The organism is Pantoea sp. PA1 (assembly GCF_056856975.1).
Genome location: NZ_JBXGEE010000003.1, coordinates 127606 through 140719, shown reverse-complemented (window position 1 = coordinate 140719; position 13114 = coordinate 127606). Strand labels below are relative to the sequence as shown.

Here is a 13114-nt window from a genome sequence, read left to right as displayed (position 1 = left end):
CGTAACCCGGCCTCTTCCAGACAGTCCTTAAGGTAAAGGCAGAACAACCCTCCCCCAGGGTTGCCAAATCCACCGCAGCTCCCTTTTCCGGCACCCGCCGCCAGTGGCGCATGCCGGGACGCCCGGTTGATGCGCTGCGTCTGGTCAGCTGTCTCACAGATGGCACCGGCATATTCATGAGCCCCGCGGGATGCGCCATAAACTCATTAAGCAGAGAACTATTAAGTGCCTGCAGCGCGGATGTCGCATCACGGCTGACCTGCTGCAGGTTGCGCGTAGTCTGGTCATCCAGCGCTACCCGCACGGCCACGTGGTAAGCCTGAACATTCATGGGAATCTTAATCTAAGGACATAATAAACCAGCCTTAACTGGTCTGGTTTAGGTGAGAAATGTTGAAAAAAATGCTGCAGTTTGACACGACAGTGACGATAAACTTCTCAAATCTAAAAAAACAAGAGCTTCTGTTATGGATAAACTTAGCCGCCTGTTTAAAAGGAAACGGTCTGCTCAATTGATGTATATACGCACATCAGAAGATGAGCTTTCACAGATCGCCAGAAGTTGTAATCGGGATGAAGTGGCTTCAATACACATTAGATTAAAGCAATTTTGCTCTGAATTAGCAGCCTGCCCCGAATGGGACGGTGACACTCAGGACCAGATATGGGATGCGATCGAGACACATGAGCGTCTGCTTGTGCAGATTGATTTGCTTAAGAAACCATGAACAGTACTCATTCTCACTGAATAATCAAGGCTGACTGCCGATACCAAAGGCATATAACTTAAGGAGAACGCTCAATGGAACAACCAAACCCCCTCTCAGCCCTGTCGTTGATCATCTGGTTTTTCACTTTTATCCCATGCTTCCGCATGGCTCAGAAAGCTGGTTTCGGATGGAAGATGGCGTTACTGCTTTCCTGCCCGGGCATACATTTCGTCATGCTCTACGTCTTCGCTTACAAGAAGTGGCCGAACGCGCCTTATCGATAAGCACCGATCATCTGTCAGGATATGGCAATCAGACCTATCCGTGTATCTTTGCCTGATTAATCGACGCATGGATGAGCATAACGTTGGATTCTCCTAAAATCAGCGTCATAGAATTTATCAGACACATAAATGAAGGCAGTACTAAGCCCATTCTTTGTTGATGCGATGAAGGCAAAAATATATCGTAAAATCAATTCCTTTAATGCCGCCCAATCATCTTCTTGCAGAATTTTTTTCTGCTTGCCTGGCTTTTCATCAGTCAGCACTGGTTAATGGATCCCGAGTTCTGCGCTATTTGTTTGCGGCGGTCGCCTTGGCTTTATCGTCCTCGTATTTCGACCTGGCGCACAGGCAGGCACTGACCACTCTGAGGCCGCTCTTGCCCAGGATAGCGAGCATGCCTTAAATCTGCTTCGGGTTTCACGGCAGCGGGTATTCCTCGCCGTCGATATCGGTCACCGCCGCCGCCGCCGGAAAGGCATATATATTCATGTACATCACATTTGACGCAGGACACATTCATGACGACGGAGGTGCCAGGTATTAAATAAAAGCCTGCGCCCGCCAGCATAAGGCTGTGGAAGACTGAATCAGCTGTCTTATCGGGCCGCTTTGTACTGCTTTATATCAGCCAGGATGCATCACAGTGTGCACAGTCAGCCTGATTGTTTTATGATTACTATTTAATACTTAAAATATGGATATTGCATGCTTAAGACCACGCTCATTCTCGCTGCGCTTCTCTTTCCTTTTGCCTCTGTCGCCGAGCCCGGTAGTTTCATATTTGAAGTAAATGGTACGAAGGAAACATACTCACCGGAATGTATAAAATCAATAAGTTACCTGCCAAGTGATGAGATCGATTCTGTAAATGTAAATTTTTCATTGAGTGATGAGTGTGGGAAGTACTTATAAAACTACAAAGCAGAACATTGGTAAGAAGTTGTTTATTTATTACAAAGGCAATCTGCTTTCCAGCGCGAATATTGTCTCTGTACTAAGGAATACTTTCAGACTCTCCGGTAAAGAGATGCCACGTATAGTTCTGATGCAGCTTCTTTATGACTATGGGGTTAAGCATAATTAGAGGAAAGGTAGTGGAATTAAGCATGGACGAACGCGACAGGATTAACTTAGATTTAGTCGTGTGATAAGTTTTACCGGAGCTTTGGGCTGCAGTATCCGGACGGCACTGGCACGATTAATTACAAGGAGAAAAAGCGGTGAGGTGGATCTTTTTATCTGGAATGTTATTTTCCATGACAGTCGTAGCAGAGGACGTGTCATTCGAAACGCCAGAGGTGAAATGCCTGAATGACCACACCATCCCATTCATAAAGTCGGAAATTCCGTCTAAAGAAATTGTTGATAAGGCCTATGTGCTCTGCAGGCCAGAACTGGATGAATGGAAGAAATCGCTGGAACCGTTGCCTGATGAAATGAAGCAGCACATGCGCAAAGAGCTTTATGACTTCTACATCAGGATGATTGAAAAACGACGAAATTATGAAGTCAGCAAAGCTGCAAAAGCTTTTCATTGAGACACTTTTTAACGTCTCCGCGACTTTGGTTCTGAGGTCATTGTTCGATGCCGTTTCCACGGAAATCAGACCTGATTTGATATAAGGAAGTTGAAAATAGCTTATAAACCGAGAACGTGTCCTTTCTGCAATTTCTGGGGACCACGAAAGCGTCCTGACGGGAAGTTTTCCTGCGATATGTGCGGGCTTGAATGGAAGCCTGAACAGGATAAGCGCGACAAAGATAAACAATGAAACCCCGCCTTTGCGGGTTTTTTTTATGGACCGAAAACCGGAGGTAAATCATGGCTCAGCTGCTTAACCTGACAGAGTGGCTGAGCGAGACCTCTTCTCAGCCGCCTTCCCTGTCCTCTCTGCGCCGCTAGGCGCGCAAAGGGCGAATCTACCCGTGCCCGGAACTACACGTCAAAGAGTACCGGCTTCATCCGCAAGCGGTTTATCTCAACCCCCGTAAACGCGTCAGAAATGCGAACGCTCTTTCGCATAGGGTTATCGGGCGTAATCTGCTGATGGAAAAAGTGATATATAATCAAAAGACCGAATCTTATGATGCTAACCTCCCCCGTAATACCCTGCGGCTGCGTAAATACCAGCTAAACGCAATCCGGTAATCTTTGGGTGACCTGGCGATGAATGCAGTCACGACCCGCGATATTGCCCTGTTTCTGGATGTCTGTGTCATCGAAAATAAACAGACAATGGCAGTCATTCTGCGCAGTGTCCTGAATGATGTGTTCCGTGAGGCGATTGTGGCGGGGGTGATTGAAAGAAATCCGGTTGAACCCACACGGGCAAAACAGCCCAGGGTTCAGAGGAGCCGGCTTTCAGTTGAGCAATTCCGGATGCTGCTGGAGGCCGTAACTGAATCCGAACCGTGGTTTCACTGCGCTCTGCTGGTCGCTGTAGTTACTGCTCAGCGCCGGGAGGATATCACCCGTATGAGGTTTTCCAACGTTAGTGATGGCAGACTGTTCATCATACAGAGTAAGAAAGGCAGTAAGTTAGCTATCCCCGTTGATCTGGCGTTGCCCGATATCGGCATGACACTGAACGACGTGATTGAGTTATGCCGGCGGAATAATCCTTCACCGCATTTTATCTGTTCTGCTACACGACGTCATGAATGCAGACCCGGCCCGGTTCGCCCGGAAAAGCTGATGCAGGCATTCGCGCGCACGCGGGCCCGCTGCGGTCTGGACACATTGCCAAACCCGCCAACCTTTCACGAAATCCGCAGCCCGTCCGGAAGATAATATGAGGCGCATTACGGTCAGGCATTTACACAGCGACTGCTGGGCCACAGGAATCTCACCATGACTCAGAAGTACCTGGATTCCCGTGGCGATACGTATCTACTCGTATGATGTCTCTGTAATTACGGACATTTTCCTGCGCGCATAAATTTACCCTTGCAACCCATGCCATAACAGATATGCTATATACGAAACATATTTGTCCTAAAGCCAACGATTAGTTAAGCTATTTCAACGAGATACGCGTATATTGCCCTCTCATTGTTGATAGCAATGCTTACCCATGCATCCCTTTATAATCAGAGAGTTAGCATTTTTCCCGACTCTGTTCGGACAGGTTTCGGATTAAAATGTTTTTGCCTGAAGCCTCTTTACTCCTCACCGACTCTCGCGATCTGCCTTGCATCATCAGGTTAAATCCTTTTATTCCCGGAATATCTTTCAGACTCGTTTATAGCGTGGAGACAATTTTTCGCGCTTCATCCGCCATGAGCTGTCGCGCGCTCACTGCCCCGCAAACCAGACCTTGCCTTTCCCTGAGCGATTAATGCTTTCAGTGCCGCCATCAAAGCATCTGAGTTTGCATGGGGCTGCTGCTGCCTGAACTGGGCAAGCCGCCCTACATTATTTTTGCTTGAGCATCTGGTAACTTTTCGACTGCGCTTGTGGTTCATTTCAGCAGATAAGCCTACCCGTACATCATCACGCCTTCGAAGACTGTGCAGGAAATGGCAGATGCCTCACTTAAGTCTATTCTGCGAAGTCCTTTGCCTCAGTTGCCAGCAGCGCCCGATGCAGCGTTCCAACGGTGACGGCAAACGGCAGGCCGTTCAGGCTTTTCTGAGGGAAGCGGATATCGGCGGCAATCTGAGCAATGCGCGCCTCTCTGTCCCCCTCTAGCGCGGGCAGCCGAAGCGGGCTGCGGTAGATTTTTAGTAGGTTGAGCAGCTGCGCATTCGGCTGACCGTACTCCACCAGAGATTGAAGTAACAGGCTGAATCCGACTTTTTCGCCGTGCAGCCAGTCCTGCAGCTCCGGCTGATGAGTCAAGGTATCGTGGATCACGTGCGCCAGCCCCGGCGTATCCAGTTCACCGCGCACGCTGTTGGCTAATCCGGCCAGCACGATATTGGCCTCAATCACCCTTTCCAGTGCCGGCGTCACCTGCTGCTTCTCATTTGCCACGATCGCCTTTTCGCCCCAGTGCAGGAGTGTATCGTAGGCCTGCCTGGCCGCCGACACTTTTACCTCCAGCGCCAGATGGTGCGGGTTATGCCGCTGCCAGGGATCAAATTCCACCCATTTCGCCAGCGCATCGACGATGCCGGAGCGCAAATAGCGCACGTCGGCGCGGGTGATGATTTCACTGTCGACCAGAATCAGTGCAGGCATGGCGTTCAATGCCAGGCTGTCGAGATGGCCGCCTTCTTCATTGTAGATAATCGCCAGCGGCGACCAGGCGGCGCAGGTTGCCGCCAGCGTCGGTAGCACAATAAGCTGGCGATCGCCCAGCGCATCGTTAACGGCTTTCGCGGTATCCAGCACGCGCCCGCCACCGATGGCCAGAATGCCTTCCGCGCCCTGCTTCAGCAGGTTATGGCGAAATCGGGCGATGGTCGCATCGGTGCATTCGCCGGTTAAATACTCCACCTGCCAGCGCACACCTTCCCGGTTCAGGCTCTCCTCCAGCGCCGGGTTCACCGCCTGCCAGGCCTGTGGCGACGTGAGAATGCGTAGATGATCGACCAGCGGACGGATGCGTTCACCGACCTGGTGGACAAGGCCCGCCTGCTGGATGTAGTTGCCCGGTGACTTGATTGCGAACTGCGCGGACGGTGATAGCGGTTGAACTGTACTCATGGCATCCTCCGATGACAACAAAATCTGTGACGGGCTACGTGACTACGGTTCCTGTATTGTCTCGCTGGTCCAGACCACAAACGTCGGCGGCAGCCAGGCCGTCACTTCCGGCAGCGGTTCGTTAAAGAGGACAATTTCCACGAAGCAGGTTTGTGCCGTACTGCCCTGGCCGAGCCGTGAACTGCCTATGTCGGTGGTTAACACGTTCGGGTTGCCGTGTTTATCCAGTGAGCGGTTTTCCTGTGCATTCAGCGGATCGTACCAGGCGCCGGTGGAGATCTGCACCACACCGGGCCGGATATCCTCGGTGAGATGCACCCCAGCCAGCAGCGCGCCGCGATCGTTAAACACTTTCACGATATCGCGCTCGCCGATGCCGCGCGCGGCAGCGTCCTCCGGATGCATCCACAGCGGCTCGCGACCGTTAATTTTGGTCTGCTGGCTGACCGAACCGTGGTCGTACTGGCTGTGCAGCCGCGTGCGCGGCTGGCTAGACAACAGATGCAGCGGCCAGCGCTGGCGCAGTGCCTGTTGGGCATTTTGCTCATCTGTGTACCAGTAGGCGTAGCCCGGCGCTTCGCGGTAGCCAAAGGCTGCCACCGCCGCAGAAAAGAGCTCGATTTTACCCGACGGCGTAGACAGCGGCGCGGCCTCGGGATCGTCCCGGAAGGCCTTCAGAAGGATCTGCGGCACGTCTGGTACAGCGTATTCCAGCTTGCCCTGCCCCCAGAAATCCTCGAAGTCTGGCAGCTGAATGCCGTCCTCTGCGGCCCGCGGACGGGAATCCTGATAAATCTTTTCCAGCCAGCCTCGCGCGCTGTACCCTTCGGTAAACTGCGCGGCAAAATCCAGCTTTTCGGCCAGCGCGCTGAAGATGGCATAATCATCCCGCGCTTCCCCCTGCGGCGGCAGATGCTGGCGCATGGCGATCATAAAGCCGTCGTTGCTGGCGCTTCCGATATCTTCTCGCTCCAGTGACGTCGTAGCGGGCAGCACGATATCAGCGAATTTGGCCTGCGCGGTCCAGTACTGTTCATGGACGATTACCGTTTCCGGCCGCCGCCAACCATCGATCAGCCGGTTGAGATCCTGATGATGGTGGAAGCTGTTGCCGCCCGCCCAGTAAACGAGGCGGATATCGGGATAGGTTAGGGTCTGGCCATCGAATTCGTAGCTTTCTCCGGGATGCAGCAACATATCGGTGATACGCGCCACCGGAATACGCGTACTGACCGCGTTGCGGCCTGCTGGCATACGCGGACCGGAGAAGCGCCGCCGTTCGGCACCAGCCAGATTCGTCGAGGCATAGCCAAAACCGATGCCGCCGCCGGGGGTGCCAATTTGTCCTAGCAGCGCGGTGACCGCCACCAGCGCCCAGTAGGCCTGCTCACCCTGACGTGCACGCTGAACCGACCACGCCATATTGATCATCGTTTTATTCTGCGCCATCTGTCGCGCCAGTTGGCGGATGGTATCCGCCGGCAGCCCGGTGATGGTCGCCGCCCACTCAGGCGTTTTTGCCTCGCCGTCATCCTCGCCCTGCAGGTAAGCAGCAAAGCGATCATAGCCAACTGTACAGCGGGAGATAAAATCATGATTAATAAGCAGCTCGGCAATCAGCACCTGACACACCGCCAGCAGCAGCGCGGTATCACTACCGGGCTGGATCGCCAGCCATTCTGCATCGTGGACAGCGGCCAGATCGTTGCGCACCGGGCTAACGTTAATAAAACGGCAGCCGTTGGCACGCAGGGTTTGCAGCCAGTAGTCCAGGGCATGATCGTTGGCTCCGCCGCCATTAACCTGGGCATTACGCAGCGGCAGGCCGCCGATGGCAACGAACAGTTCACAGTGTGCAGCCAATACCGGCCAGTGGGTGTGCTGACGCTGAAGATCGTCGAGATCGCCGAGAATATGCGGCAAAACGCGTTCTCCGGCGGCGATACTGTAGGTATTGGTACTGGCGGTATAGCCGCCAAACAGATTGAGGAAGCGATGCAGCTGGCTTTGCGCATGATGGAAGCGCCCGGCGCTCGACCAGCCGTAGGAACCGCCATAGATCGCCTGATTACTGTGGGTATCTTTTACCCGCCGCAACTCACCGGCCACCAGCGACAGCGCCTGCTCCCAACTCACTTCCACAAAGGGTTCTTTACCACGTCCCTCACGGTTGGCAGGCTTGCCCTGCAGGTAGCCGAGCCTCACCGCCGGCCGCCGTACGCGGCTGTTGCCCTGCACCGCACCCGGCATCGAGAAGCCAATCTTCGACGGATTGCGGTCCCACTCAACGGGCTCGACGGCAGTCAGTACTCCGTTATCAGTGGTCACCCGATAGGTGCCCCAGTGGGTCACGGTCAGTCGTTTTTCGGCTTCGGCCTGCTGGCTCATGGTGCACTCCGGGATGTTAATGCATGGTCATACCGCCAGTGACGTTAATCGCCTGGCCGGCCATATAAGAGGACAGCGGACTGGCGAGAAACAGCACCACGCTGGCAACGTCTTCAGGCTGTGCGGTGCGCCCCAGCGGCACCTGTGAGCAGTCTTCAGCATAGGTAGTTAGTTAAACGAGTACCGCATGCCTTGAGGCGACATACTACCCAATCAGGCGATAGCTTTTTCCCCGCCTGCGAGGCGATATTGATAATACGTCCATAGCGCCGGGGCTTCATCACTGCAATCAACTCGCCTGCCTGTTCAGGCCGGGAGATATCAAAGGACAGCCACAGCCAGCGATCGCTGGTTTCACTCGCGGTGATGGCGATGTCGCCTACCACCACGCAGGCACCAGCCTGATGCAGCAGTTCGGCGATCGACCGTCCGATCCCCTGCAGTCCGCCGGTGACCACCGCCGTCTGCCCCCGAAGATCGATAGAAACCATTAAACCACCTGGCGGGAAAAGGCGTCGGTGCTGATCCCGGCCGCCAATATCTGGCGCGCATACTCTTTCGCCGAGAACAGCGAGTGGTCGCGATAGTTACCGCACTCCAGTGGCGTAACCGCCGGGACGTCGGTGGCATCAACGACACGCTCCAGCACGCGGGTCAGCGCGGTAGCGATGGTTTTTGGGTCGCGATTATCCCACAGGATTAAATAGAAGCCGGTGCGGCAACCCATCGGGGAAATATCGATCACGCCCTCCAGCTCTTCACGCAGGCCGAAGGCCAGCAGGTGCTCCAGCGTATGCATTGCAGCTGTCGGGATAGCATCCACGTTCGGCTGCAGCAGGCGCAGGTCGTATTTTTCCACCACGCTTCCCAGCGGATGTTTTTCATTGCCGGCTACCCGCACATACGGGGCGATGACTTTGTTATGGTCGAGCGTAAAGCTCTCTACTGCTGGCATACTGTTTCTCCTTACCATTATTCGCGACGTATCCGTCGCGCCAGACGCGTGCCGAAGGTCTGTAAAAGCTGCACGATTACGATCAGCACCAGCGCGGTGGTGAGCGTGGCGAAGGCATCAAAGCGCTGATATCCGTAGGTAATGGCCAGATCGCCGATGCCGCCGCCACCGACGGTGCCGGCCATCGCGGTGGCACCCAGTAGGCCGATCGTGGCGGTGGTGAGTGCCAGGATCAGCGATGATGCGGCTTCCGGCAGCATAAAGTACCAGATGGTTTGGATGGTACTGGCCCCCATGGCGTTGGCGGATTCAAGAATGCCGTCATCTACCTCCAGCAGAGAACTTTCCACCAGCCGGGCAATATAGGGAGCGATAAACACTACCAGCGGCACAATCGCGCCGGCGGTGCCGATGGTAGTGCCAACCAGCCAGCGGGTGACCGGAAGAATGCTGATTAGCAGAATGATAAACGGCAGGGAACGCAGGATATTGACCACGGGATTGAGGAGCTGGTGCAGCGCCGCGTTGGGCAAAATGCCACCGGGGCGGCACAGTACCAGCACAATGCCAAGTGGGATACCAAGGAGCGCACCAAATCCCAGCGAGACGCTGACCATAATCAGCGTGTCGTACAGCGCCAGCAGAAACTGATCGCCGGTCACGGCGGTATCAATAAATTCAAACATCGCTGATTTTCACTCCTGCGTCATGGAGGTAGCGGATTGCCGCATCAATGTCCGCCGTTTCCCCGCCGATCTGCACGATCATAAAACCGAGAATGGTGTTCTGAATTTCTGACATGCTGGCAAACAGGATATTGACCTCCACCGGATACTCGCGGATCAGCCGGTTAACGATCGGCTGCTGCGCGGTCTGACCGACGAATTCCAGCCGCAGTGCCCGGCTCTGGCTTTGCTGCCTGATGCGCGCCACGGTCTGTTCCGGCAGGCGATCATGGATCACCGACTGTACAAAGCTGGCGGTGACCTCCTCCTTAGGCTGGCCAAACAGATCCAGTACGCTGCCCTGTTCAACTACCCGCCCCTGTGCCATCACCGCGACCTTGTGGCAGATTTTCTGTACCACGGACATTTCGTGGGTAATTAGCACAATGGTGATGCCGTAGCGGCGGTTGATTTCCTGCAGCAGCAGCAGGATCTGCACGGTGGTGTGCGGGTCCAGGGCCGAAGTCGCTTCATCACACAGCAGAATTGACGGATTGGTGGCCAGCGCGCGTGCAATCCCCACGCGCTGTTTTTGCCCACCGGAAAGCTCATCGGGATAACTTTCTGCTTTATCACTGAGGTTCACGAAAGCCAGGAGCTCGCTCACCCGCTCACGAATAAAGGCTTTATCGCGCCCCTGTAAGATCAGCGGTATCGCCACGTTGTGAAATACCGTGCGCGAGTTCAGCAGGTTAAAGTGCTGAAAGATCATTCCAATATCTTTCTTTAATTGGTTCAGCTGTTTCTTACTGATGCCCTGCAGCGACAGATTGTTAATCAGCACATCGCCCTGAGTAGGCGCTTCCAGATGGTTTATTAAGCGCAGCAGCGTACTTTTTCCCGCGCCGCTGGTACCGATTACGCCAAAGATATCACCCTGATTAATCGTCATATTGACGTTATCCAGCGCAAGGAAGCTTTCTCCCTTACGGGTAAACGTTTTGCTGACCGCGTTAAAGCGGATAACCGGCTGGCTCATTTGAAATAGCTGGGCTGCAGGTAGCCGTCGTACTGCGAATGGCTGGTGATATAGGTTTTAAACTCGGCGGAGTGGTAGCCTGCCACGATATCTTTAGCGAACTGCGCGTCTTCATTTTTCCCGGCTACCGTGACCACATTGATAAACTGGCTGGTTGGCGTTTCCAGTTTCAGCGCCGAGCTTAATTTCATTCCGCTGGAGACAGCAAAGTTCCCCTGAATCAGGCCGAAATCAACGTCCGGCAGTGCGCGAACCTGCTGGGCGTTATCCATTTCTTTCAGCACGATTTTGTAGGGATTTTCGATGATCGCTTTCTGTGAGAAGGTCGCCGGGTCGATATCGGCCTTGAGCTTAACCCAGCCGAGGCTTTGCAGCACCAGCAGGGCGCGGTATTCGTTAGGTGCCTGGTTCGGGACTGAAATCACCGTACCCGGCTTTGGGGTGTTCAGCGTGTTGAGCTTGCCGGCATAGAGGCCCATTGGTGGGGTTGGCACCTGCACAATGCCGACGTTATCGATCCCCAGACGTTCGTTGACGGATTTTAAGTAAACCGGGTGCTGCATAATATTGGCTTCAATATTACCCCGCGCCACCGCATCATTAACCTGAATACCGTCGCTGAAATCTTTATACTCGACTTTATATCCCTTCTTGATCAAAAATGGCGCAACGCCTTTCTGAAACTGTTCTTTATAAGGGCCGGGGTTAAAACCCAAACGAATTAATTTATCATCGGCATGCGCTGTCGAAATAACTGCAGCAGAAGACAAGAAGGCAACAACAATTCCGCTAATCAATGACCTGCGCATAGAAACATTCTCTCCGGTAACGTGTTGAATACAAAAATAATTGATTCCAATATACTCAGGATTTTGCAGCAAAAGTGAATTCCGCTCAATATCTTTATTGTGCTAACCTTAACTGTTTTTTGTTATTGCGATTTATTAATATCCTTATTAATTTTAATATTTTTCCTGCCGGATAATTTCATTTTATGAAATGACGGGCTATGCCATAGTCCAGGTATTATTTTTTTATCGGGATGTGTTATGCCGGTATTTTCTGCTTCACCCCTGCTTGATCAGTTAGAAGAGAATCTGTTTAGTGCGCTGGAAAAGATGGCGGCACAGATCGATACCTCACAGCGCCCGCTGATTGACCTGTCTTCCGGCAGTCCGCGCCAGCCTACGCCGGCAGCAGTGGTCGCCACGCTGCAATCCGCCGCTGCGCAGCCAGAAAACCACGATTATCCATCGTTCTGGGGCAAGCCCGCGCTGCGCCAGGCGATAGCGCGTTTTTATCAACGTCAGTACGGCACAGAGCTGGACCCGGATAGCGAAGTTGCCGTTTTCCACGGCTCGCATATCGGCGTGACCGGCCTGCCGCGTGCGCTGCTCGCGCCCGGTCAGTATATGATTTCGACCGATCCCTGCTACCCCATTTACCGTTCGGCCGCCGCGCAGGCGCAGGCGAAGTTCTACGGTATTCCGCTGCACGCATCAAACCAGTTTCTGCCGGACTTTACCGAGGTGCCGAAAGCTGTCACTCAGCATGCCGGGCTGCTGATGCTGAACTATCCTCACAATCCCACCGGGGCGGTGGCCACCCCGCAGTTGTTTGACGATGCGCTGGCGTTCGTGCAGCGGCTGAACATTCCGCTTCTGCACGATTTCGCCTACTCGGCGATTGGCCGCCATCCGCAGGACGCGCCGCCGAGCCTGCTGTCGCAGCCGGAGGCTAAAGAGTGGAGCGTTGAGATCTATACGATGTCGAAAACCTTCCTGATGGCAGGCTGGCGCTTCGGCTTCGCCGTCGGCAATGCCTCGGTGATTAGCGCATTTAAAAAGCTGCACACCCACAGCTACAGCACAGTGTTTGGGGCGGTGCAGGATGCGGCAATTACCGCGCTGGGTCTGCCGGAGAGCGCGGTTGCGGAGTTTGCCACACTTTACCACCATCGTCGCGAGCGGGTTATCCGCGCGCTGGAAGCGATGCGCTGGCCGGTGAATGCCCGCCAGGGCACCTTCTTCCTCTGGCTACCGGTTCCAGCGGGATACAGCTCGCAGCTGTTCACCGAGCACCTGCTGCACGAGGCGCAGGTTCTGGTTGCTCCAGGGCACGGTTTTGGCGCTGGCGGCGAAGGGTTTATACGCCTGAGCCTGACCGCCAGCGACGAGGCGCTGGATGAGTCTCTGAAGCGGATTGCGGCACTGAAACTCTTCAGTTGAACCCGACACTTTTTAGCAGGTGCGCACAGGAGCCTACAACCTGCAAGCAGCAGCCTGACGTGTAATAGCCTGCATCATCGCTTCAGCATAAAACTCACCGGCTTAATAGCTGCGCGGAATAGTAGATCACTTCGAGGGAACTCACAGAGCCCGGGTCTCTCAGGCCTGGTTTTTGATGCTCCTAAATGGCC

14 protein-coding genes are annotated in these 13114 nt (G+C 54.1%); 5 read left to right on the top strand and 9 right to left on the bottom strand.

All coding sequences use genetic code 11. The features are described 5' to 3' along the window. The first annotated feature begins 467 nt into the window (after positions 1 to 467). Together AC1V0D_RS14145 and AC1V0D_RS14140 are read left to right on the top strand one after the other, a co-directional pair. Positions 468 to 728 carry a hypothetical protein gene (locus AC1V0D_RS14145; RefSeq protein ID WP_482907624.1) on the top strand — a complete coding sequence of 87 codons (261 nt, stop codon included), beginning with the start codon at positions 468 to 470 and terminating at the stop codon, positions 726 to 728. A 74-nt stretch (positions 729 to 802) separates the two neighbouring features. After that, positions 803 to 994, top strand: coding sequence for a hypothetical protein (locus AC1V0D_RS14140; RefSeq protein WP_482907623.1), 192 nt, complete (start codon positions 803 to 805; stop codon positions 992 to 994). Between the two features lie 56 nt (positions 995 to 1050). Here the strand turns inward: AC1V0D_RS14140 and AC1V0D_RS14135 are convergent, their stop codons facing one another. Further along, a complete protein-coding gene (locus AC1V0D_RS14135) occupies positions 1051 to 1260 on the bottom strand; it encodes a hypothetical protein (RefSeq protein ID WP_482907622.1) in 210 nt (69 codons plus the stop codon). 993 nt (positions 1261 to 2253) lie between these two features. Between AC1V0D_RS14135 and AC1V0D_RS14130 the strand changes: the two genes are divergently transcribed. Further along, positions 2254 to 2535, top strand: a complete 282-nt coding sequence (locus tag AC1V0D_RS14130; RefSeq protein WP_482907621.1) for a hypothetical protein — start codon at positions 2254 to 2256, stop codon at positions 2533 to 2535. Positions 2536 to 3149: 614 nt separating this feature from the next. Continuing rightward, complete coding sequence (locus tag AC1V0D_RS14125; protein WP_482907620.1) at positions 3150 to 3788, top strand: tyrosine-type recombinase/integrase; 639 nt, start codon at positions 3150 to 3152, stop codon at positions 3786 to 3788. Between the two features lie 750 nt (positions 3789 to 4538). On the opposite strand, the gene AC1V0D_RS14120 is transcribed toward AC1V0D_RS14125, so the two are convergent. Genes AC1V0D_RS14120 through AC1V0D_RS14085 form a run of 8 tightly spaced genes read right to left on the bottom strand, consistent with a single transcriptional unit; the run spans position 4539 to position 11504 of the window. After that, on the bottom strand, positions 4539 to 5648 hold the full coding sequence (locus AC1V0D_RS14120) for an iron-containing alcohol dehydrogenase family protein (protein WP_140923367.1): 1110 nt from the start codon (positions 5646 to 5648) through the stop codon (positions 4539 to 4541). A 42-nt stretch (positions 5649 to 5690) separates the two neighbouring features. Beyond that, the gene (locus AC1V0D_RS14115) at positions 5691 to 8036 is read right to left on the bottom strand and encodes a molybdopterin-dependent oxidoreductase (RefSeq protein ID WP_482907619.1); all 2346 of its coding nucleotides are present in this window, start codon (positions 8034 to 8036) and stop codon (positions 5691 to 5693) included. Positions 8037 to 8052: 16 nt separating this feature from the next. Then, positions 8053 to 8178, bottom strand: a complete 126-nt coding sequence (locus AC1V0D_RS14110; RefSeq protein ID WP_223812721.1) for an SDR family oxidoreductase — start codon at positions 8176 to 8178, stop codon at positions 8053 to 8055. Between the two features lie 13 nt (positions 8179 to 8191). Then, on the bottom strand, positions 8192 to 8527 hold the full coding sequence (locus tag AC1V0D_RS14105; RefSeq protein ID WP_482907618.1) for an SDR family NAD(P)-dependent oxidoreductase: 336 nt from the start codon (positions 8525 to 8527) through the stop codon (positions 8192 to 8194). Further along, complete coding sequence (locus AC1V0D_RS14100; protein ID WP_482907617.1) at positions 8527 to 8991, bottom strand: S-ribosylhomocysteine lyase; 465 nt, start codon at positions 8989 to 8991, stop codon at positions 8527 to 8529. The genes AC1V0D_RS14105 and AC1V0D_RS14100 overlap by 1 nt, the downstream gene beginning before the upstream one ends. A 17-nt stretch (positions 8992 to 9008) precedes the next feature. Further along, positions 9009 to 9677 (bottom strand): methionine ABC transporter permease, encoded by a 669-nt coding sequence (locus AC1V0D_RS14095; RefSeq protein ID WP_312828687.1) that lies wholly within the window; start codon positions 9675 to 9677, stop codon positions 9009 to 9011. After that, entirely contained in the window at positions 9670 to 10695 is a 1026-nt protein-coding gene (locus tag AC1V0D_RS14090; protein ID WP_482907616.1) for a methionine ABC transporter ATP-binding protein, read from the bottom strand. The genes AC1V0D_RS14095 and AC1V0D_RS14090 overlap by 8 nt, the downstream gene beginning before the upstream one ends. Beyond that, positions 10692 to 11504: a MetQ/NlpA family ABC transporter substrate-binding protein gene (locus AC1V0D_RS14085; protein ID WP_482907730.1), complete on the bottom strand. Its 813-nt coding sequence runs from the start codon at positions 11502 to 11504 to the stop codon at positions 10692 to 10694. The genes AC1V0D_RS14090 and AC1V0D_RS14085 overlap by 4 nt, the downstream gene beginning before the upstream one ends. Positions 11505 to 11744: 240 nt before the next feature. Here AC1V0D_RS14085 and AC1V0D_RS14080 point away from each other — a divergent pair, with 240 nt between their 5' ends. Next, positions 11745 to 12923: an aminotransferase class I/II-fold pyridoxal phosphate-dependent enzyme gene (locus AC1V0D_RS14080; protein ID WP_482907615.1), complete on the top strand. Its 1179-nt coding sequence runs from the start codon at positions 11745 to 11747 to the stop codon at positions 12921 to 12923. The last annotated feature ends 191 nt before the right edge of the window (positions 12924 to 13114 follow it).